The organism is Neisseria sp. SLRRB23, from assembly GCF_050896295.1.
Taxonomy (GTDB): Bacteria; Pseudomonadota; Gammaproteobacteria; order Burkholderiales; family Neisseriaceae; genus Neisseria.
In genome coordinates this window covers 1-20,595 of the sequence record NZ_JBPBFH010000035.1, presented here as the reverse complement: position 1 = coordinate 20,595, position 20,595 = coordinate 1, and the positions used below count along the sequence as shown (strand labels likewise).

The 20,595-nt window shown below is 56.1% G+C and carries 27 protein-coding genes and 2 pseudogenes; 1 reads left to right on the top strand and 28 read right to left on the bottom strand.

The annotated features are described in order from the left end of the window. Nucleotides 1-1,739 (top strand): annotated as a pseudogene (locus ACRPFF_RS09335) (DUF3400 domain-containing protein); the annotation flags it as partial. 321 nt (nt 1,740-2,060) lie between these two features. Here ACRPFF_RS09335 and ACRPFF_RS09330 read toward each other — a convergent pair. From ACRPFF_RS09330 to ACRPFF_RS09195, 28 genes and pseudogenes are all read right to left on the bottom strand, one after another. Next, a complete protein-coding gene (locus tag ACRPFF_RS09330; protein WP_432674492.1) occupies nt 2,061-2,222 on the bottom strand; it encodes a hypothetical protein in 162 nt (53 codons plus the stop codon). A 200-nt stretch (nt 2,223-2,422) separates the two neighbouring features. After that, nucleotides 2,423-2,647 carry an Rz1-like lysis system protein LysC gene (gene lysC, locus ACRPFF_RS09325; RefSeq protein ID WP_432674491.1) on the bottom strand — a complete coding sequence of 75 codons (225 nt, stop codon included), beginning with the start codon at nt 2,645-2,647 and terminating at the stop codon, nt 2,423-2,425. After that, nucleotides 2,607-2,948, bottom strand: coding sequence for a hypothetical protein (locus tag ACRPFF_RS09320; protein WP_432674490.1), 342 nt, complete (start codon nt 2,946-2,948; stop codon nt 2,607-2,609). Before ACRPFF_RS09320 ends, lysC begins: the two co-directional genes overlap by 41 nt. Beyond that, the gene (locus ACRPFF_RS09315) at nt 2,948-3,490 is read right to left on the bottom strand and encodes a TIGR02594 family protein (protein ID WP_432674489.1); all 543 of its coding nucleotides are present in this window, start codon (nt 3,488-3,490) and stop codon (nt 2,948-2,950) included. Before ACRPFF_RS09315 ends, ACRPFF_RS09320 begins: the two co-directional genes overlap by 1 nt. Further along, the gene (locus ACRPFF_RS09310; protein WP_432674488.1) at nt 3,487-3,816 is read right to left on the bottom strand and encodes a hypothetical protein; all 330 of its coding nucleotides are present in this window, start codon (nt 3,814-3,816) and stop codon (nt 3,487-3,489) included. The genes ACRPFF_RS09315 and ACRPFF_RS09310 overlap by 4 nt, the downstream gene beginning before the upstream one ends. After that, a complete protein-coding gene (locus tag ACRPFF_RS09305) occupies nt 3,813-4,196 on the bottom strand; it encodes a hypothetical protein (protein ID WP_118786825.1) in 384 nt (127 codons plus the stop codon). Before ACRPFF_RS09305 ends, ACRPFF_RS09310 begins: the two co-directional genes overlap by 4 nt. After that, complete coding sequence (locus ACRPFF_RS09300) at nt 4,193-4,666, bottom strand: hypothetical protein (RefSeq protein WP_432674487.1); 474 nt, start codon at nt 4,664-4,666, stop codon at nt 4,193-4,195. Before ACRPFF_RS09300 ends, ACRPFF_RS09305 begins: the two co-directional genes overlap by 4 nt. A gap of 46 nt (nt 4,667-4,712) precedes the next feature. After that, complete coding sequence (locus tag ACRPFF_RS09295; RefSeq protein ID WP_432674486.1) at nt 4,713-5,456, bottom strand: DUF4376 domain-containing protein; 744 nt, start codon at nt 5,454-5,456, stop codon at nt 4,713-4,715. A gap of 21 nt (nt 5,457-5,477) precedes the next feature. Then, nucleotides 5,478-6,764 carry a phage tail protein gene (locus ACRPFF_RS09290; protein ID WP_432674485.1) on the bottom strand — a complete coding sequence of 429 codons (1,287 nt, stop codon included), beginning with the start codon at nt 6,762-6,764 and terminating at the stop codon, nt 5,478-5,480. 3 nt (nt 6,765-6,767) lie between these two features. Then, nucleotides 6,768-7,400, bottom strand: a complete 633-nt coding sequence (locus ACRPFF_RS09285) for a DUF2612 domain-containing protein (protein ID WP_432674484.1) — start codon at nt 7,398-7,400, stop codon at nt 6,768-6,770. Continuing rightward, on the bottom strand, nt 7,397-8,575 hold the full coding sequence (locus ACRPFF_RS09280) for a baseplate J/gp47 family protein (protein ID WP_432674483.1): 1,179 nt from the start codon (nt 8,573-8,575) through the stop codon (nt 7,397-7,399). Before ACRPFF_RS09280 ends, ACRPFF_RS09285 begins: the two co-directional genes overlap by 4 nt. After that, nucleotides 8,572-8,922 carry a hypothetical protein gene (locus tag ACRPFF_RS09275; protein WP_432674482.1) on the bottom strand — a complete coding sequence of 117 codons (351 nt, stop codon included), beginning with the start codon at nt 8,920-8,922 and terminating at the stop codon, nt 8,572-8,574. The genes ACRPFF_RS09280 and ACRPFF_RS09275 overlap by 4 nt, the downstream gene beginning before the upstream one ends. A 267-nt stretch (nt 8,923-9,189) precedes the next feature. Next, nucleotides 9,190-9,897, bottom strand: a complete 708-nt coding sequence (locus tag ACRPFF_RS09270; RefSeq protein WP_432674481.1) for a Gp138 family membrane-puncturing spike protein — start codon at nt 9,895-9,897, stop codon at nt 9,190-9,192. Further along, nucleotides 9,875-10,762, bottom strand: coding sequence for a baseplate hub protein (locus tag ACRPFF_RS09265; RefSeq protein WP_432674480.1), 888 nt, complete (start codon nt 10,760-10,762; stop codon nt 9,875-9,877). Before ACRPFF_RS09265 ends, ACRPFF_RS09270 begins: the two co-directional genes overlap by 23 nt. Next, nucleotides 10,752-11,048, bottom strand: coding sequence for a phage baseplate plug family protein (locus tag ACRPFF_RS09260; RefSeq protein ID WP_432674479.1), 297 nt, complete (start codon nt 11,046-11,048; stop codon nt 10,752-10,754). Before ACRPFF_RS09260 ends, ACRPFF_RS09265 begins: the two co-directional genes overlap by 11 nt. Further along, the gene (locus ACRPFF_RS09255; protein ID WP_432674478.1) at nt 11,045-11,704 is read right to left on the bottom strand and encodes a phage baseplate protein; all 660 of its coding nucleotides are present in this window, start codon (nt 11,702-11,704) and stop codon (nt 11,045-11,047) included. The genes ACRPFF_RS09260 and ACRPFF_RS09255 overlap by 4 nt, the downstream gene beginning before the upstream one ends. A gap of 130 nt (nt 11,705-11,834) precedes the next feature. Then, nucleotides 11,835-11,987, bottom strand: a complete 153-nt coding sequence (locus tag ACRPFF_RS09250) for a hypothetical protein (protein ID WP_155114550.1) — start codon at nt 11,985-11,987, stop codon at nt 11,835-11,837. Nucleotides 11,988-12,072: 85 nt separating this feature from the next. Continuing rightward, complete coding sequence (locus ACRPFF_RS09245) at nt 12,073-14,760, bottom strand: glycoside hydrolase family protein (RefSeq protein ID WP_432674477.1); 2,688 nt, start codon at nt 14,758-14,760, stop codon at nt 12,073-12,075. A 103-nt stretch (nt 14,761-14,863) separates the two neighbouring features. Next, nucleotides 14,864-15,040: a hypothetical protein gene (locus tag ACRPFF_RS09240; protein WP_432674476.1), complete on the bottom strand. Its 177-nt coding sequence runs from the start codon at nt 15,038-15,040 to the stop codon at nt 14,864-14,866. A gap of 222 nt (nt 15,041-15,262) precedes the next feature. Beyond that, a complete protein-coding gene (locus tag ACRPFF_RS09235) occupies nt 15,263-15,709 on the bottom strand; it encodes a hypothetical protein (RefSeq protein WP_118848204.1) in 447 nt (148 codons plus the stop codon). A 1-nt stretch (nt 15,710) separates the two neighbouring features. Further along, entirely contained in the window at nt 15,711-16,151 is a 441-nt protein-coding gene (locus ACRPFF_RS09230; RefSeq protein ID WP_304674903.1) for a phage tail fiber protein, read from the bottom strand. A 51-nt stretch (nt 16,152-16,202) separates the two neighbouring features. After that, entirely contained in the window at nt 16,203-17,678 is a 1,476-nt protein-coding gene (locus ACRPFF_RS09225; protein ID WP_432674475.1) for a DUF3383 domain-containing protein, read from the bottom strand. An 11-nt stretch (nt 17,679-17,689) separates the two neighbouring features. Continuing rightward, a pseudogene (locus ACRPFF_RS09220) lies at nt 17,690-18,169 on the bottom strand (phage neck terminator protein). Further along, a complete protein-coding gene (locus tag ACRPFF_RS09215) occupies nt 18,154-18,534 on the bottom strand; it encodes a hypothetical protein (protein WP_432674474.1) in 381 nt (126 codons plus the stop codon). The pseudogene ACRPFF_RS09220 and the gene ACRPFF_RS09215 overlap by 16 nt, the downstream one beginning before the upstream one ends. Before the next feature lie 203 nt (nt 18,535-18,737). Beyond that, a complete protein-coding gene (locus ACRPFF_RS09210; RefSeq protein WP_432674473.1) occupies nt 18,738-19,319 on the bottom strand; it encodes a hypothetical protein in 582 nt (193 codons plus the stop codon). Continuing rightward, the gene (locus ACRPFF_RS09205) at nt 19,312-19,749 is read right to left on the bottom strand and encodes a hypothetical protein (protein WP_118811284.1); all 438 of its coding nucleotides are present in this window, start codon (nt 19,747-19,749) and stop codon (nt 19,312-19,314) included. The genes ACRPFF_RS09210 and ACRPFF_RS09205 overlap by 8 nt, the downstream gene beginning before the upstream one ends. Further along, on the bottom strand, nt 19,733-20,131 hold the full coding sequence (locus tag ACRPFF_RS09200) for a DUF4054 domain-containing protein (RefSeq protein ID WP_432674472.1): 399 nt from the start codon (nt 20,129-20,131) through the stop codon (nt 19,733-19,735). Before ACRPFF_RS09200 ends, ACRPFF_RS09205 begins: the two co-directional genes overlap by 17 nt. Nucleotide 20,132: 1 nt before the next feature. After that, nucleotides 20,133-20,465, bottom strand: a complete 333-nt coding sequence (locus ACRPFF_RS09195; protein WP_432674471.1) for a hypothetical protein — start codon at nt 20,463-20,465, stop codon at nt 20,133-20,135. Nucleotides 20,466-20,595 lie beyond the last annotated feature (130 nt).

The following is a 20,595-nucleotide window of genomic DNA, read 5'->3' as shown; positions in this document are numbered from 1 at the left end:
TCCACACCAATATTCCGGTCAATTCGGACGATGCCGAAATGCTTCAGACGGCCTATCGTTCGGTCGAACGCATCATGAAAATCGCCCGTTCGCTCGGCGGCGTAATTTCCGGCGAACACGGCATCGGCATTACCAAGCTCGAATTTTTGACCGATGAAGATTTGCAACCGTTTTGGAACTATAAAAACCAAGTCGATCCGAAACATACCTTCAATCGTCACAAACTGATGAAAGGCTCGGACCTGCGCAACGCCTACACGCCGTCTTTCGAGCTTTTGGGGGCGGAATCTCTGATTATGGAAAAATCAGACCTCGGCACCATTGCCGATTCCGTCAAAGACTGTCTGCGCTGAGGCAAATGCAAACCTGTTTGCTCCACCCACGTTCCGCGCGCCAACCTGCTGTACAGTCCGCGCAACAAAATCCTCGGCGTGGGTTTGCTGACCGAGGCCTTCTTATACGAAGAACAAACCCGCCGCGGCGTTTCCATCAAACACTTTGAAGAACTCATGGACATCGGCGACCACTGCACCGTGTGCCACCGCTGCGTTAAACCCTGCCCCGTCAACATTGACTTCGGCGACGTTACCGTAGCCATTCGCAACTACCTTGCCGATTCCGGCCACAAACGCTTTGCACCCGCCGCATCGATGGGCATGGCATTTCTGAACGCCACTGGCCCGAAAACCATCAAAGCCCTGCGCGCCGCCATGATACAGACCGGCTTCCCCGCGCAGAACTTCGCCTACAAAATCGGCAAACTCCTGCCCGTTGGCACTAAAAAGCAAAAAGCCGAACCGAAAGCAACCGTCGGTACCGCTTCAATCAAAGAACAGGTTATCCATTTCATCAACCGTCCTTTGCCGAAAAGTGTGCCTGCCAAAACTCCGCGCTCCATGCTGGGTATAGAAGACGACAAGAGTATTCCCATCATCCGCAACCCTGCCACGCCTGAAGATGCCGAAGCCGTGTTCTACTTCCCAGGTTGCGGCTCTGAGCGTCTGTTCAGCCAAATCGGACTCGCCGTCCAAGCCATGCTCTGGCATGTCGGTGTACAAACCGTCCTGCCGCCGGGCTATATGTGTTGCGGCTATCCGCAGGACGCGGGCGGCAACAAGGCAAAAGCCGAACAAATGAGCACCAACAACCGCGTTGCCTTCCACCGCATGGCGAACACCCTCAACTACCTCGACATTAAAACCGTCGTCGTCAGTTGCGGCACCTGCTATGACCAACTGGAAAAATACCGTTTTGAGGAAATCTTCCCCGGCTGCCGCATCATCGACATCCACGAATACCTGCTCGAAAAAGGCGTGCACTTGAACGGCGTGAAAGGTCAGCAATACCTCTACCACGACCCCTGCCACACGCCCATCAAAACCATGAACGCCACCCAAATGGCAAGCAGCCTCATGGGACAGAAAGTCGTCTTAAGCGACCGCTGTTGCGGCGAATCCGGCATGTTCGCCGTCAAACGCCCCGATATCGCCACCCAAGTCAAATTCCGCAAACAAGAGGAAATCGAGAGAAACCTCAAAGAGCTGCCGCAGGGTGAACCCGTCAAAATGCTCACCTCCTGCCCCGCCTGCCTGCAAGGTTTGAGCCGCTACGCCGACGACAACAATATGCCTGCCGACTACATCGTCATCGAAATGGCGAAACACATCCTCGGCGAAAACTGGCTGGATGAGTTTGTAAAAAAAGCCAACAACGGCGGCGTAGAGAAAGTGTTGCTATAACAACGGACACGGAAATGCCGTCTGAACGCCGAAAGCCTTCAGACGGCATTGTTTAAACCCAATACCTACCCAAATCATGATTGACGGACAAACAAACGAACCCAAACAAAAAAACCGAATCATCCTTGCCCCAATGCAAGGTAATGCAATAATTTATTAAATCAATATATAAATCATATATTTGAATAATATTTATAAAAAAAGGTGCAAAAAAGGTGCAAATAAAATAAAAATATTTTCAAAAAATATGACGATAAGGAATAAAAAACAAGCCGCCTGAAATATGGCGGCTTGTTTTTACGGTCAATGCCGTCTGAAGATTTAGGCGGCATAACGTTTCAATATTTGTTTCAACATTTCCCGATAATTCGCCAATTCCCGTTCGGCAAATTCAAAGGCCTTCAAATCGGCGTTATCTGATGCCTTGCGGCTCTCGTTCAACCAATAGTCGATTTGCTTTTCACAAAATTCTTTCGCAGTCATCTCTGCACCCTGTCAATTTGTTTTCTCCGGGCAACCGTCAACCAAAAACGGCATTGTTGTCCGGCAGTTGTTGCAAAAAATGCAACCACACCCCCTTTGTGCAAACAAAACGGCAAAAATTTACCGCGTCCGCGCGATGTGTAAAAAATTAGGGGAAATTTTGACACTTCCGCCGCAACCGTCAACCCAAAGTTGACCGTTCAATTATCAAGCCTTACCCCGACACCCGAACCGCGCCGCGTGAAATCCGCCAACGCCCGATGCCGCGCCTTGCAGTCTTTGTACATTCCGACCACCGCCAGCGACCACGGCAGCACATCCGCGCCCGTATTTCCCGACAGTTTCGGCAGGTTCGGGCAGGGCTGCACCAAGTCGGCAGGCGGCTCAATCGCCGTCAATGGCGGCGTTGAGTTCCCGCAAGCCATCAGCATCGAGACAGACATTGCGGTAAACAGGATTTTCAACGATTTTAAGCACTTGCACATAGCGCACCCTTTCTTTTTGTTCGCGCGCCGCCTTTTGCGCCTGATACGCGGCAGATGATTTGCGGGCGTGTTCGGCGTGTTCAATCGCGGCGGCTTTGAGCCGTTCCGAAACCTCCAACATCGCCGCACCGTATCCGCGCCGGTATTCCGCTTTGCGGTCGGCCTGCCAAACAGCGATACCCAGCGCGATTGCCGCCAATACCGAAAGCGGCTTCCAATTTTTCAACAAGATACCCAGCATCACGCCTCACTCGCCCCCTGCCCGGCAGTCGTTGCAACGTTCGATAACGCATAACGTTCAGGCAATGGAAAAGACGGCACAGCCTTGCCGTTTACCAGCTCCGACGGCCAATAATAGCCGTCAATGTCCGCAGGGTTAAACGGCACAATAGAGACAGTGTTGCCCTGATTTCCGCCCAATCCCAAAATCCTGCCTTTCGCGTCTTTGCCCACGACAAAGAAAACGTGTCCGCCACCCTGACGTGATNTGACCGCAAGGCATCCGTAAGCGGGTTTGTCCAGTTTCGTCAGCCCGGCATCCGCCCAAGCCTTGGCGCGATACCAGTCTTTGATGACCGCACGTCCGCTTTTGCCCAAGCAATGCCCGACAAACAAACCGCACCACGGCGTTTCGTCCTCAAAATACCAAGACTTCGCCGCACCGGGTAAGCTGCCCATTTCTTTAAGCCACTGCACAATCGTCGGATTGTGTGCCTTCGTCCCCACAATCTCTTTCAAGCCGATGTGTTTCCGCGCTTCTTTAATCCAATCCAATTCCGTCATTTCGTTTCCTTTCTCTCTTTCAGGCAGTCTTTGCCTTTGCGCTGCAATATCCCGCCCAGCAGATGGATACGGTGCGAGCGCAGCATAAAGTAGGCGGCCGCCGCAACATTGAACATAATCTCCGTCCAATGGTGCAGTTGCCAGCTGCCCGCCGTGTGGCCGATAACCGCAATTGAACCGCCGACCAGTAGGCTGTGAACCCAGTAATCGGGCTGTTTGGCATTCCAGCGTCTCACGGAAAGCGAGCAGACGGAATAAACGAATACCGCCGCCATCGCAGCTATGTTTGCCGTCATCAGCACCAAGGTAATCATTTCCGATTTCATCTCTCCCTGCCTCCCCATTTGTCAATCCAGCCTGCCCACAAACGGCGCAGGCCGTCATTCAAAAGCGGGGTGGCCCAAGACCAGCCCAAGCCGATTAACATCGGCACGGCAGCCTTGAACACTTCCTGCTCCAGTCCCAAATTCAAGGTCAGATAGGCCGTAATCATCGGCGACAAAGAGCCTGCCAGCAGCATACTGGTGATGATGACCAGCATACCGTTCTTGCGGCTGCCCGGTTCTTTCAAACCGTGATGCAACGCCCCTGCCACCGCGCCCAAGACCAAGGCTTCCAACGGCATCCCCGCCAAAGTGCCGGACAAGCCGATGATGCCCATATTCAGCACGTGGCCGGATGCATCGGATGTTTCCAACGGTGTCATTCCTCCTCCCTTCTCATTCCGGCAATCGCCGCCAAGTCGTTCGGCGAAAACCGCCAGCCGTCGGGGATACCCATTACCGCCGCGCAAAATTCGCTGCAAAACCATTTGTCGGGGCGTTGGCGGATTTTTAAAACCGTGCCGATTGCGCCCGTCCAGTCGTAACGTTTGCCCTGTGCCGCCTGCCATACGCGGTTGAGGTCGGCGGGCGTTGTGCCGTGCAGCGGTATCAAATCCCACTTTTCAGACGGCAGTTCCATTTTTTTGACGCGCACGCCGCCGTCCCGTATTGAGGACGAATAGCAAAGGTAGCCGCTGTTTGCGCACGGGGCGGCGATTTCGCAATGAGAATAGATGCCGCGTGTGATTTTTCGGGTTATCCAGTCGCCGATGCGGGCTTTGACGGCGGCGGGCGCATAGCCTTGGCGGTTGCCCTTGTACAGGGCGAGGTATAGGTTTTTTTTCATCATCATTGTTTTCCTTTGGTTCGGCGGGCCGAAGCCCGCCCTATGCCCCCTGTCAGTCGGGATAGTTTGCCGTCCAGCCGTCGCTGTAGTCGTATTCCAGCGGGTGTTCTGCTTTAAGCATGGCGGCTTTATGGCGTTCTGCATTAGCAAAATCAGCCTGCTCATCCAATACCATCTGTGTAGTCATTTCATCCAGCAGCTCGCGGGTCATGAGGACGAAATCGTTTTCCATCGTTTTCCACCTCAGATCCGGTGGCAGCGTTTTCATGGTGCGCAGCAGAATATATTGAGTGCGGCTCTCATCGTTGGTGTAAAACCACTTGCCTACGCTTTTGACAAACACCCCATGCCGCAGGTTGTCGTAACGCTTGGCCTTGATGCGCTTCCACATCTCATCCTGCTGTTCGGCTTTGAGCCGGGCGGCAACGTCCGGAGGCAATATCCAAGCCTTCGCTTTGGCATCCCACGTCTGATATTCGTTCTCTCGCGGCAGCAGGGTCAGCTCGGCGGGCAGCTCGCCCACCTGTTCAACCTGCACCTCCGCGCCGTCGTCGGTGCGGTAGGCGGTTTTGCCGCGATGGTCGGGCAGGTATTGCCATTCGACCCTTTCGGGTAGCCAACGGGCGGCGAAGCCTGCGCGGGTTTCGGGCGGTTCGGCGTCGATGCAGCCGGCGGGCAGCAGGTAGCCGCCGTCTGCGGCCAGCGGGTCGAGGTCGGCCACGGTTTGGTGCAGGTAGAGGTTGTCGGCATCCAACTGGCAGACGGGCTTGGTTGGCGGATATTGGTTTTCGCTCATGATTTATCCTTTCAGACGGCCTTAAATTTTGATACAGGCCAACAATGCGATGTTGCGCGGGCGGTTTTCGGCGGCGGTGGGGACGACGCGGGATGCGTCGAATGTGAGGGCGGACGGTAGATTATCGCCTCCGCCGCTGTTATCGGGTGTCCACCGTTTCCATGATTTTTCCACGCCAAACGCGCCCGTTGGCTCGATGTGGTCGAAGAATTGCTCTGCTTGATTTTGACCGCTGTCTAATTTGCCCGTGATGTTACGAATGGCGTCGCTTTGCGCACTTCCCAGTGCGCGCCTGCTATCTATGCCGCGGCCGTCGTCCCAGCCGCGTATAAATTCACCGCGCAGGTCGGGCAGATTGAAGGTGGTGCGTCCGTCGCCTGCGCCGTAAGTTGTACCGATAGATTGAAAAAGGGCAGCGTAGAGGGCGCGCGATACAGCCGCGCCGTTGGCTTTGAGCCAGCCTGCGGGGGCGGTTTGCCCGGCGAAGTACATCACGGCGCCGCTGGGTATCATGCCGGCGAGGTCGTCCACATTGAGCAGGCGCTTGCCGTCATAGCGTAGTTCGCCGTCGTTGCGCATAGAGAGGTATTTGCCGCTCCGTTTATTGTAAAAATAGGAGTTCACATTATTGGAGCCGATTTGCAGGTATTGGTTGGCATTAAAGTCGCCCACGCTGTCGGCCACAATCGCGCCTTTTTTCAGGGTGGCGAGGCCGGTAAGGGTTTTGTCGCCGCCTATTTCTTGGTTGCCGGTGGTTTTGACGGCTCCGTCTGCCGCTTTTTTAGCGGCGACGGCTTTGTCGTAAGCCGCCTTCACCGCCTTCGGTGTAGCCGCCTGCTCTTCGCTCTCGCTGTCGGTGGCGGATGAAAGTTGCGTAGAACCCGCCTGCGCGGTGCTGGCTTTCAGCCCTTTGCCTGCGTGTATTGCCCATTTCCCCGTGTTGTTGCCGCTGTTCGGATTGTGGGTGTTGGCATCTGCCAGGCTGATGTATTCGGTATCCAGCGTATCGTTGATGAGCACCGCGCCCTTCGGGTAGCCGCCGACGGCGTCGCAAAAGGCTTGGTCGAAGCGGTAACGCCCGCCTTGGTTTTGCCAAACGGTGTGCGCGCTGATTTCATAGAGCACGCCGTTCATATCTTTGCCGCTGGGCGGTTTGCCGCCGACGGAAATCGGGGTCATCGTGATACTCGGGAAGCCTTCGGCATAGGTGGCGGCCTCTTGTGCCAATCCGCCGTCGCGTTCGGCGGGGATGTTGTTTTTCAGGCCGTCTGAAGCCCAAGGGTTGGATAATAGTTTCGGTTGCGGCATCGTTTAAACTCCCATAAAAAAAGCACCCTCGCCGAAGGGTGCCAGGTTGGCTTCGATATAGCCGAAGGTTTTGTCCGCCTCCGGTTCGTAAAAATCCAGCAGTACGCCGCTGGGGCGCGGCAACAAGTCGCTTTGCCGGATGATGGCGCGTTCGACGGGCAACAAATAAAACTCGAACACATAACGCGCCGCCATCGTGCCGTTTTTCACAAAATACGCTCGTCCGCGCGTGCCGAACATCTCGCGCAGGAGGCGGTTGATATGCGGGGCGGTTGCATAGATGATGTTGCTCATCGCTTTGAGCATAATCACGCGGCGGTAGGCGTCGTCGTCCAAGCGGTATTGCCGCTCCAAGCCTTCGCCGCTGCTCCATACGCCGTTGTCAAACGGGGTAAAGCCCTGCGTAAAGCCGATGTATTCGTCTTGTGCGGCGATCATCACTTCCCGCCCGATGCCGACAATCGCGCCCCAAATATCTAGCCCGAAGCCCTGCGCGGTAGAAACGTTCCACACGGTATCGTAAAACCGCCGCCTGTCGGCGCGCGGGTCGATGCATTCGTCAAACCGGCGTATCAGGCGGCAGATAACGGAGCTGTTGGCGTATTGGCTGATAACGGTTTCCTTAACGTCTATCATACGCTCACCACCTCGATGTTTTCGGCACGGACAACAGGCGTTTGGTCGATGCCGACCGACACGGAATTGCCCATACCGCCCGCAGACAAACCGATTTCCACGTCTAACACATGCACATTCGGCACGGCCTGCACCACGGGAGCGACATAGCGGATGGCATAAAGATTTGCGCCGATGCGCCCTTTGAATGCATCGGCAACGGCCTGCTTAATGGCGGCATCCGCACCGAGAAACGCGCCGCGCTCGATTTTGATGCGGAAATACACCGGCAGTTCGGCAGGGCGCATAAAGGCGACCTGATAGGCGGGCTTCGGGTCGCTGTAACCGTGGTCGTACACCGTGATTTCGGTGTTGCCGTTGAAGTCGCAGCCGCTTCCTGCGTAGCGTAATATGGTTTCGGCAACCGCCGTATCATCCCCGCCCACCGCCGCCACATAAATGCTGTGCGGCTTGAGCGTGTAATGGGTTGCGCCCGCCTGCACGCTTTGGCCTTTCGGGTTGTCGATGACGTACACATCGCGCACGCCGTCCAACGCAAACACGTTGGCGTACACCGCCTGCGGCGTGCCGTGTGCATTGATGGCGACGCTGCGCCGCCTGCGTTCGGCAAATTCGTCGCGGCTCTCTTGCGCCCGTCCGGGGACGGCAGGGTGCGGATTGTCCGCCCTGTCCAGCCCCACCAAAGCCTGATAAATCACATTCACGCTGTGGGCGGGGGCTTCAATCTGTCCGGCGGCAATGAGTGTGCCGCTGACTTTTCCGCCGACAGGGATGCCGGTTTCCTGCTGCAACGCCCATTGGTTGCCCGCCGCATCCTGCACGATGAATCCCTGCGGAATCTGCGTGCCGGGCAGGCCGACAAACTCGCACACCACTGCCGAATCGGTGGCGGGTTTGCGCTGCAAGAAGTAGATTTGGGCAATCGCGTCCTGCATCACGCCTTCGGCGTATTCCGGATGGATTTGATTGACCAGCTCGGCAATCACATTGTTTTTGTCGGCAATCACGGCGGCCAGCGAAGAGGCAAGCTGACCCTGCGGCGTTTCCAAATTCAGGTTCAGGCCGCCGCCGAAGGCATCGTTGAAATCGGCCAGCACACCGTTCAGCACTTCGGTTTCGGTCGGAATCTGCAAGCCTTGCGGCGTGAAGCGGACAGGGGGGACATGGCTGCTCATAGCGTTACCTCGTATTGTTTTCGGGTGTCGTCGGTAAATTTCAGGCTGCCCGAAAGCACGCGCCCGTCGCGCATCTCGGCGGCCACGTCTGCCGTCAGCACACCGGGGACGGACAAAGCGGCCTGCACCAGCCGGTGCCGGTATAGCGCGAACGACTGTTTCTTACCCAAGGTTTCTTCAAAATAGGGAATGCCCTTTTCGGTGTCGTAATACAGTTCGCCCGCAAACAGGCGGCACGCCGAAGCCACATCCTGCGCCTTGGCGTAGGGGTCTTTCGCCTGCGCGATATTGCCTGCTGTATCAAGGGTTAAATCCCAACTTTGCGGGTCAAGATAGAGGGTGTTCATGTTTTTCCCATTCCTTATTTCACCCACTCCGCCGCTGCCGCGATAACGGCCGCCAAGCCCGTGAGTGTGGCGAAAATCAGTGCGGCGGCCGCCAGCCGTTTCCCTACGATTCCTGCATCTGTCGTGTTCATGTTTCCACCTACCTTTACTTGGTGTTTTGGGTTATACTTAATCAAGTTTGAATCCTTGTCTGATAAGGGTTTGAATACAGAACCCCCGCAAGGTTGCCGCCCTGCGGGGGTTCGCTTTTTCTTGTTTTCAGGCTGCCTATGCGGGCTGCCCCGTGTTGCCGCCGCCGGGCTGCACGCCTTTGTGGACGTGGTGCATCAGGCTGACACCATTCGCCGTCATGTCGCCGTCGGAAGAAATCCCGCCGCCACCCGAGAATTGCGCCGTGGTTTGGGTATTGGCCTGAAAGGTTTGCGAGGTGCTGCTCACGCCGCCTTGCGCTTTCAGACTGATATTGGTCGCCTCCATCTCAATATCGCCGGGCGAAAACAGTTTGATGCCGCCTTTGGAAAACATGATGTATTGATTGGGCGTGCCGTTCAGGAAGCCGCCGAAATACAGGCCGTCCGAATAATCGAAACGCCGCCTGCTTTGCGGAGCGGACGGCGCTTTGTTTTGCTTGACGCTGGAAATATCACGGCTGCAAAAGCCGCACATGCCAATATCGCCCGGTTCTGGGTCGATAATCACGGCGTTGCCGCCGCCTTGCAGACGGAAATACGGCACATTGTAGATGATGCCGTGCGGCGTAACCGTGCCGTCGCCGCTGATTTGGGCAACCAACGGCTGCACATCCACCAGCCCGACAGGGGCAAGCCCGCCCGATTTGGTTTTGACCACGCGCACCAGCGTGACGGTTTGGATGCGCGAGATGATGCCCGACACGATTGCGCCGATTTCGCCCGCGCCGCCCTGTGTGTGTTCGGGGCGGTATTGCGCCCAGTTATTTTGTTGCGACTTTGGCATTTGTATCCTCCACATTGGCGGCTTTGATGTCGGCCAGCCATTTGCCGCCCGGCACTTGGCTTTCTAAATCCAGCGACAGCCCGAATACGCGCCATCTGCCGTTGCATTGCTCAATCAGGCTGCCTGCAACCTCAATCAGTCCGCCGAAGCGCAGGGCTTTGTCGTACAGGCATTGCAGCTTAACACCCTGCAAATCGGGTATTGGATAGCCGATTAGGCCGGTGGACGGGCTGACGATGGGGACGTCAATCATGCGCGGCTGCCCCTTGGGCGCGATGGCGACGGTTTCGTTGTCGATGTACACGTCTATATTCGCATTGGCGGCAATCTGCTGTATTTTGCCCAATTCGGTATTGTCCAAATACTGGTTGCTGATTTTGGCTGTTACACCGTTGTTTTCAAAGCGTCTGCCCATTCGTTTGCAAATGGCTTCAACCGCCTTTGCCACATCGGTTTCGCCTTCGTGGCTGACCGCTTCGGCGGGCTTGAGCTGCCATAAAACGGCGGTGTGGCTCTCGATGACCAGGCAAATATCCGGCGCGCCGCCCATATCGGGGTAGGCAAACGTGATGTTGCCGGTATAAACCACGCCCAGGTCGTCTTGCTCGCCTGCCTCCACCTGCACCAAGTTCATCATGGCCTGCTCGGTATTCCATTTCACGCGCAAGAGCTTCATCATGCTGTCGAGCTTCAGGCCGTACACTTTGATGCGGGCGGACGGCATTACCGCGCCGTTTCCGTAGTTGATTTGGCAGGAAGTACGCAAACCTTCGACAACCAGCGTATCGTTGCCTTTCGCATCCCATACGTCTTTTTCCTGCCCCAGCTTGATGCTGACGCGCAGGATTTTTTCTTTAATGCTCATCGCGGTACACCAAAATAAAGCGGCTGCCCAATTCCTGCCATTGCGGGTCTAGGCTGCCTGCGGTATCGATAAAATACAGCTCGCCGCGAAAGCCGCGATAAGCCTCGCCCACCAGCGGCATGCCGTGCAGACATACCCGTTCGCGTATTAGCACGCGACCGTCTGCCGACACAGTGGCATACAGCCTGCCCAATCGCGGTAGCAGCGATACGGTTACTTCCTGCTCGCCCAATGTGGCACTCGCTTTTTGCACCGGGACGGGCTTTAGGGGGATTTTGTAAATCATTTCAAACCGAACCCCTTTCTGAATGTATCGGTTATTTTCCCAAACCCATCACTGCCTGAACCGTACAGCTTCGACAAGATGGATTCGTTGTTCTGCACCGGCTTGGGCTGCACCTTGCCGCCGTCTGACTGCGCCTGTGCACCATCTGGCTTGGTTTTTGTGTATTTCACTTCCACCTGCCGCACTTCGGCCAAATGGATATTGACCTTCAACAGCCGCGCCCCGTCCGAGGCTTCCCGGGCGTAGTCATAGCCCGTTATTGCCATGTTCGGATACACTGTTTCCGGCGTGATAACCAAGAACAAATCCGTGCTGTTGGCCAGCGTATCCAACAGGCCGAGAAACGCGCCGCGCTCGAACACGCCGCCGCTGCCCTTGCTCATCTGCACCGTTACCGTGAACGGTTCGCCAACCTTGTTATAGCTGGCGAACGAGCCGCGTTCGACAGGCGCATTGGACACTTTGGACGTGTTTTGGTGTTTGACCGAAGTGACGTTGTCCGACAACAGCAGCGGGATGCCGTTTTGTCCGAAGATGCCCCAGTAATTGCCGAAAACGGCGTTGACGAGTGCCGCACCGCCGAACTTAATCAGCGCGCCGCCGGTGTTTCTTGGGAGATTCGGCACATTCGGAATGCCGATTGAGTTCCAAGCCATAACAAACCTTTATTTCACAAGCAGTTCGATCACGGTAAATATTTTCCATACCGTGATAATCAGACAAATCCCTGCCACGAAGTGCCAAAAATTGCGCCGCGCCTCACGCGGACTGATGTTTTCAGACGGCCTATTTCAGCGCGGTCAGAATATCTGCCAATTTCCATATCAGCGCCGTTGTCGGGGTCATCAGTATCAAACCCCATGCAAGGCGGCGGAGTGTTTTTGATTTTTCCAACAGTTCTGCCACTTTCCTTGCCTCCGTGTTTACGTTAAAATCCACTTACGATTTTCTCCTTGCCCATAAGGATTAAATACAGAACCCCGCGAAGTTGCACGCTTCACGGGGTTTCGCTTTTCAGACGGCCTCACACCATCGCAGGCATAATCTGCACCAGCCTGTTACGGGCGGCGGCAGAGGCATCCGCCATCGTGCCGTCTATAGTGCCGGCGGAAGACTGCACGTGGATGCCGCCGTTGATGGCGACCTGCATAGTGCTGTTGTTGGTAATCTGTTGCGCCTGTTGGCGGGCGGCATCGCCCTGCCGCATAGACTGCAAACCGCGTTGGGCATTGTCGGCAACGGCTTGTCCGCCGACGGGGCGGCTGTTTAAATCAGACATAACCGCTGCCGCTTCTTCTAGCCGCCTTTTCCTATTCACGCCTCTGTTGTCGCCTTGGCGGGCAGCAATTGCCCGGGAGATGGCGTTGATGTTGCCACTGCGGGCAGCGGTTACCAACGACGGCAATTTATCCAAGCTGCCGTAGTTGTAAGCAACCGAAGTAATCGCTGCCTGTGTTTTGGCCGGCAGGCGGTCGAACTGCGCTTCGCCGATTTTCCTGCGCGCTCCGTTTCGGAATATTTGCACTCGGCGTGCCAAATCACGCTCCGCATCCTCACGGGTAACGGTATCACCCTGTCGCACTCTGCGGACGTTGCCGTTGCGGTCGGTGATGGTGTCCGTTCCGTAGCCTAAGCGGTAAGCATTCACGTCCCAATAGGTACGGCTGGAGAAGCCTTCATGCTTCCTAATCATAGCCAGGGTTTCCGCCATCGCCGAGTTTGGCTGCCCGCCTGATTGACCTCCATTCAACCACGGCTGCGAGCTGTAGCTGGCAGGGTGAATGTTATCCCTGCCGGCTTGGAAGCCTCCTTGGAAAGCGGCATGTTCCTCGCGGGCAATCTGCCCCAGCAGGGCGTTCATTTTCGCGCCGGTTTGGCCTTTTCGATTGTAGGTATTGGATACCCCGAGCAGCCGCACGTTCGCCCCCTTGGCGCGCAATGCGCGGATTTGGGCGCGGATGCCGTCGGTATCGGTCGGGTCGTTGCTCATACCGGACGACAGAATCACGGTTTGGCCTTGCAAGTTGCCGGAATAGCCGTTGATGAAGCCCAATACCTGCTGCGGATTAGCACCCTCTCTAGTTGAACCTGTGCCGTTTACCGCACTACGGTAGCCGTGAGCGATACTATCGCCGAAGTAAATCGTGCCACCTGGGGAAAACATCTGTTTGGCGACACGTTCTCCCGAGCCTAGGCTTCGTACCGCCGCCTGAGCCGAACCTTCCGCGCCCGGTGTGTGGCCGGTGGCGGCATCGACTGCGCCGGATACCCGTTCGGCGACGTTCTGCACCTGCTCCGCCACGAAGTTCACCGGTCGGGAAGCCAGCCGTTTTGCCGCTTCCCAGGCGAGGTTATAGTCTTTGTTACCCAGTGCGGTGAAGATTTCGCCCAGGTCTTCCAATGCGGGAGCAACGAATTGGTAGATGTCTTGGGCAAGGTTCTTAAAGCCGTTGGCCAGCGAGCGCAGGGATACGCCGTTTTCGTCGATAAACCCCTTCAGGCGCAGCCAGTCGAATGCGGCATTACCCGCTTCCGCCCACGACTTGTAGCCAGTAAGTAGGTAAACAAAGGCGGATTTCAGGCTGTCTACCGATACTTTGGAGGTTTTGATGTAGCCGGTGAACGCGCCCCAGTCGAACAGGCTTTTTCCGCCCTCCGCCCAAGTTTTGTAGTCGTCATAGAGCAGCACGAAGGCGGCACCAAGTGCGGCAACGGCAGCGGCGGCCAGCGCGAACGGGGCGATAAAGGCATACAGCGCCGTTACCGCCGACCACAACACGGGAAGCAGCACCGCGCCCAATACAAACGCCAAGCCTTCGAAAACGTGCTTCATCGTGTTTTCGTTGCGCATCAGGTAGTCGGCAAAGCTGCTGACCAGTTTTACCAGCCGCAACAGGTGCGGGGCGAGCGCGTCGGCAACCATATTCTTCAGCGCGTCCCATTGTTGGTTGAGGTAGGCGCGGGAGCGGGTCAGTTCGCGGCTGACGGCAATTTCTTTTTCGCCGGAACGGTAAAGGTTGCGCTGCATCTCCAGCATCTTTTCCATTTCGGCACGCCCGAGCAGCAGGGTGTTGATCGTGCCGTCGTCCAAGCCCATGCTTTTGGCCAGATTGTAGGCCTGCACCCTGTCCATTTTGGAAAAGCGGTCGGACAAATCCAGCATAATGCTGTCGAGATTGCGCGCTTTGCCGTCTGCATTGAGCAATGCCACGCCGAAGGCATTGAAGAACGGCACGATGGAGGTATCACCCATAGTGGTCAGGCGCGTAATGCCCATACTCAGGCCGGCAAGGCTGCCTTTCATCCCTTCCGCGCTGCCGCCCGCCATTTCCGCCATACCGCCCCACGCTTGGAGACTGTTGCGGCCCATACCGATATTGCGCGACAGGTTGTCAAGCTGCACGTTGGCTTCGGCGGTTTCCCGAATCAGCTTGTCTAATGCGTTTGAGCCGGTAACAAGCGTGAAAAGGGCGGCCGCGCCTTTTGCGACCCTCCCCATCGCTTCGGTCAGGTTTTTGGCCTGTTTGACGTTCTGTTTGACCTTTTCGGCGTGTTTGTCCAGCCCTTTGCCGGATTTGCCGGTTTTTGCCTCTGCCTTCTCGAACGCCCCGGTCATGTCATTCAGTTTGGACACTGCCTGCCCGGCTTCGCGGCTGAATTTGGACGAGTCAATGCCCAATTCCATAAACAGGGTATCGATTACGGTTGCCATAGTGTTTTTCCTTTAAAAAAGCAGCCTACACTTGGTTTTCCGATGTGCAGGCTGCTTTTGCCGCATGGGATGGGGCGGACGGCTTCGCGGCCGTCTGAAACGCTTACTTCAGCAGCAGTTCGACCACTGCAAAGGTTTTCCATACGGCAATCAGCGCCGTCAGGCATAAAGTCGCGCAAACCAGCGTTTTCCGTGTTTCGGCAGGTGAGAAATTTTCCGCTTCCATTTGGAACATCCCTAGGATTTTGATAAAGGTTTTGCTATACTTCTTTCCATTCATTAGCTTACTTCCGATAAGTTAATGTCAGAAACCCCGAAAAGATTCGCGCCTTTTCGGGGTTTCGCCTTGTCCGTCTTCAGACGGCCTGCTGTGCCTTGTTGAAGGCATCGGTATTGACGATTTCGAGCAGGTTAAAGGCATCTTCCAGCCCGTACACGGTTTGCAACTCGTGCAGGGTGCAGATGCGGGAGGAAACCAGCGCGCCGATGGTTTGGGTCAGGTTCAGATAGCCTTGCTGCCGGCTTCCTCCGCCCCGCCCGACGCCGAGGTCGGGCCAAAGGCGTGTTGCAAAAAATCGGTATGCAATGCAAACACCTCCTTCCGCAAACGCCACAGGGTCGTGAAGTCTTCCACGTCGTTGAAGTCCATATTCAGCGGGCGCGGCTGCCCGCCCTCGGGAATAATTTGCACGCAGTCCAAAAGCTCGTTCAAAAGCGGGATGGCGTCTTCGGGCTTCACTTTGCCCAATGCACCCAGCGTCGCCCCCACCATACCGATCATTCCCTGTTGCGGGGCGATGCCGCCCAAATCCACGCCGCTGTTTGCCAATGCCAAAAGGGCGCGCATCGCCCAGTTGTCGGCGTGCGCGGCGCTCATTTCGGTAATCAGGAACACGCGGCCTTTGTCCCGCCCGTTTTCAATCGTGATTTGCCGGGTTTTCAGAGCCATATCAGATTTCCTCCGGTTTCACCACGATGCGGAACGAGTAGGTTACAGATTCCAGCGTTTTCTTGGCGGTTGTGCCGCCCGGGACTTCCACTAAAAATCCCGTGGCGGTGTAACGTTTTTTGACGGCGGAAACCTCAACCGAAAATTCCACCATACGCGTTTCCTGACGTTGCAGGATGTCGTTGGTGAATTGGTCGAAGTAGTCGCGCGATTTGCTGGTGGGCGCGAGCTGGATGTTGAAGTCCACTTCGTAGGGCGTGAAGCCGCCGGACTGTTGGCCGTCCACGCCCATCATCGTTTCGCCGATTTTGCCCTGCCCGAAGTCGAAGGCATTGTCGGCGGCGTAGCCTTCAATCTGTACGAAGTTGTCGTTAAAGCCTTTCACGCGCATCAGCAGGATGCTGTTGGCGGCGGTCAGGGTGCGGTCTGATACGGTTTGCATATGTTTTCCTTTGCAAAGAGGCCGTCTGAAGCTTCAGACGGCCTTTGTGGTTTACTGGACGTTGATCGAGCCTAGGTTGATGTTGTGCACGCTGCCGCCGTCGGTGTACCACAGCTTCACCGGCATAGATTGGCGGTTGCCGCGCGTCTGCGCCGAAGCGTTTTGAATCAGCAGGAAATAGCCGGTGCTTTCAATCTTGGCGGCGGCATCGGCGCGCGCTTCGTTGTTGATCAGGGCGCGTTGCTGTTCGCCCAACGGCACGCCCGGCTGAATGCTGCCAAAATTCAAGGCCTCGTTAATCGGGTCTTGGCAGGCGGCGCGTTGCAGGGCGATACCGACGGCGTTGTACGGCACGGCCTTGGCCGAGGTGAGCAGGGTCATCAGGGCAAGCTGCAGTTGGCTGTTGAGGCGGATTTGGTTCACATAGGCATCAATCCATTTCCATTTGCCGGGCATCTGGCCGGGATAAAGGAAGGTAAAGCGGTCGTTGGCGGTCGCCCACGCGCCGTAATAGTTGTAGCCGTTCTCTTTCAGGTTGTCGGCATCGGCGGCGTTGTCCACGTCCACACTCAAGCCGGATTGGTTTTTGAACGCCAGCGTGATGCGCCCTTGCGTTTCGGTAAAGTCGATGGAGGCAATCGCGCCGCACAGGAAAGCGGCTTTGTCCAGCCCGCCGTAAATCGGGGCAGTACCGTCATAGGCGGCGGCTTTCAGTTGCGCGCCGAAGCAGGTTGTGTTGCCGGTTTGCAGCGCGGCGGCTTCTTTGCCCCAAGCGGCGTAAAGGAAGCGGTTGTTCTGCGCGTTGCTCCATTTCGCCAAGGCCAGCTTGTCGGCCAGTTCGGGCTCGAACACGGTGGTAAAGGTGGCAAAATTCAAAGTGGACTGAATCACGCCCTCCATCACGGTTTCCGCGCTGTCGCCGTCGTTGCCTTTGGAAATGATTGCGCCCTTGGCTTCGGTCAGGTTCAGGGCTTCGGCCAGCGTGCCGGCGGCAAAGCCGATTTCGGAACTCTTGCCTTGGATGGCGGAAACGATTTCAAACGCCTGCAACTGCTTGTCAAACTGCACGGTGGCATTGATGGCGGTGCCGATTTTGTCGGCGGCATCGGAAAAGCTGGTGGCGGCGGAAAGGTTGATGTTGTCGCCGTTCTTATCGTTGCCGTCGATGTTCACTTTCAGATTGCCCGAAAGTTTCTTCAGGGCGGCAAGGCTCATACTTTTCACGCTTGCCCCGCGCAGATAGGCGGCTTCTTTGCCGACGTTGTAGGGGTAGAAATACAGCGTGCCGGGCTTGATGTGCGAATTGTCGAAGCCTTTAAAGTACACTTGCGCGGCTTTGAACTCTTCGCTTGCCAAGCCGAAAAACTCGCCGACCGCCGAAGCATCGGGGAACGCGGTATGCCGGCCGGTGGGCAGGTTTTCGTTTTTGCTCAAAAAGACGGCGTTCATTGACAGGGGAGAGCCGCCGGAACTGAGCACGGCGGGGTTTACGCTGACAATTTTACTTGCCGGAATAGATTGGAACATGGATATATCCTTTACGGTTGGATCAGGGTTAAATCAAAAGCGTTTACAAACTGTTGCGGGTGTTCTGCCTGTGGCGCATAGGCCAGATGGACGGTGGTCATCCAGCGTTCTTCATATTCGCTCTCTTCGTTGGTGAGCGGCATGAAGCGTGCGGGGTCGGCATATAGCGGCTGGCAGGATTTCAGCCGCTCGCAGGCGTAGAAATCGCGCCAAAGCTAAACGGTTTTCTGCGCCATCTGCCCCGCCTCTGCACCGTAAAAATCAAGCTGCATCTGTATTTCGGATTGGCGCGAAACGGCGGCGGTTTCATCCGCCGCGGCGTAAGCGTGTTCGTTCGTGGCGGCGGCGGTTTCGTTCAGGATGTTCATCACCACGAACGGCGGCTTGGGCAACGGCACGTTGTTGCTGTATCCGCGCACCACTTCGCACGAAAAAAGCCCGAGCAGCATTGCCCGGACTTCGGTATAAATATCGTCTAATGTTGCCGCCATAACAGCACCTTGCACCAATCCGGCCAGCTTTCCACCACCTGCTTCACCAGCCATTCTGTCGTTTCGGTTTCGCCGTAGGCCGCGAACACCAGCTTGTCCGCACCTTTGCCGCTCTGCCGCCGCAAGCCGTGGAATTGTCCGGTTACATAGGCATAAAGCAGCGTTCCTTGCTGCGCTAGACCTTCAAACAAAGACAAATCCTGCGTGCTGAGGGTTTGGGTCTGTACGGTTACGGGATGCTCGCTGTAACCTGATTTCCGTTTTCCCGTGGCATCGGTGGTGTAGCCGTCATTGAGTTTCAGCACGGCGGGCAGGTTGGGATTGACGGATGTAACCGCGCCGTTGGCAATGGCCCTAAGATTCATGATTTTCCTTTATTATGGGTGTTTGCTTTCGGCGGTTGGGCGGCATATAATGAAATCAAGCGGTATCGCTAATCAATTAAGAGGTCGGTCGCATACGAACGCGCGAAGGTGCTGATTGATGATGCCGCTTCCCCAAGGCAACGGCGGTTCAATAACCCGGTCTTAGCAACCGGCGATATACCGTAGATTAAACGTTGCCTTTTTTATTTGTCTGCCCAAAACCCGTGGTCGTAATAACGTCTGCCGTCTCGATAGTGCTTCACCGTCATCACTATTTTTCTGTCTCTACCTTCTACTTTCAATATTGCCCGATAAAGCTCCACGCCGACAACATTTGCGTCACCATGCTTATCATCCTTAGTTTCCGTCAGTTCTGCCATGCGGATAATGTCAGGGATGGCGGGAATGGTTTTAATCAGTCCGTCATTGGCATTGGCGATAGTGTGTTTCACACCTTTCATCGTTACTTCGATTTCATGACCGGTTGCCGAATTGATGAACTTCTTACCAATAAACCGTGTGGCGAACGCCCGGGCTTTCTCTCGCAGCTCCTTCATGCTCGACCATAAGCCCAGTTCGTTGCCCTTAATTTCGGGTATCTCTGCTTGGGGTTGGCCGTCTTGTTTTTCAGGCTGCGCGTTTCCCGCCCCGAACCGCCCGTTCTCCGCACGCGGGTGTTTGCTCTCATCCCATTCTGCATCCGCCGCCAACAGCTTGTAGGCGCGGTGCAGGATTAACAGGTTTTGCGCCCGTTTCAGGATAGCTGCCGACCTGTATTCATTCATCGGCAACCTCGTAATCAATACTCCGCCACAATGTTCCCGTGTCAATCAGCGGCTTGTCGAAGCCTTTTTGCTTCACGGTCGCGGCGGCGTTTGGCGGTTCGCGGAAGGCTTGGATGGTTTCCACAATCTGCCCCTTTACGCCTTCGCCCATCAATTCCAAGGCCTGCCGCACATCGCCGCCGTTGGCTTCCAGCAGCGCGGCGGCCTGCTTCGGCCATTCGTCTTTGTGTTCGGCAATGGTGTTGCGGAAAAACGGGCGCGGGGGGATGGTTGCCGTGCCGTATTCGTTCCAGAAGGCGACTTGCGCCACGCTTTCGCCGTCCGAGCCGTCATAGTTCGCCTGTTCGATAATGCCGACGCGCACCTTGGCCGTTGCCGCCCGCGCCGCCAGTTCGGACAGATGCCGTCTGAACCTATCGCCGCCGCGCATAACAGCCTCCCGATACATATCGGAAGCGGCGGTATTTGGCGGTAAGCTGCCAATAGGTTGCGCCGTAGGGCGTTTGCAGATACCAGGCGGCATTGCCGCCGACCGCGCCCATATCCGCGCTCACGGACACGCTGCCTTCCGCAGCCGAAGCAATGCGCCCCACCAATCCGCCCTGCGCGGCACGTTCGGTCAGCGCGGCGACGTGGCGCACCAGCAGGAACAGCAGCATTTCGCGCTCTTCCGGCTTTTTCACAATGCTGCGGCCGGTGTTGTCCAGCAGGCTTTCGGCCTGCGCGAACCACATTTCGAGCTGCGCGTCTGTTGCCTGTACTTCGGGATAGGCCGTCTGAAAGCGCGCTTTATCGAAGACGACGGCAGGCATATCAGTCTTCCTTGGCGGTGCTTACGCCGTTAGCCTTGTCATCGGGCTTGATGGCTTCCAACTTGGTCTCGTTGCCGGTTTTTTCCTGTGCTTCGGCTTTGGTGTCCTTGGCATTTTCGTGGGCGAAAACGAAGCCGTTTTTGACCATATCGCGGTCTTGGTGCGCTTTCATCCAAGCATTGAACAGGTCGGCATCTACGTTGTAGGTAATGCCGTGGCCGCCGATGATGTTGGAAGCGTTTGCGCCGTTCAACTCTACCGACTTGCTGCCGACTTCGATAATCAGACCGTTGGGCAGTTTGCAGCCGACGGTTACAGTTTTTTGTTTTGCCATTTGGGTTCTCCAATAAAAAAGCAGCCTGAAAGATTTCAGGCTGCTTATATGCAGGTTACTATTTCTTTTCGGGCGGATCGGGCGGAATGAAAAGAAAAACCGCACCGAGAATAAGGGGAAGCAGAAATCG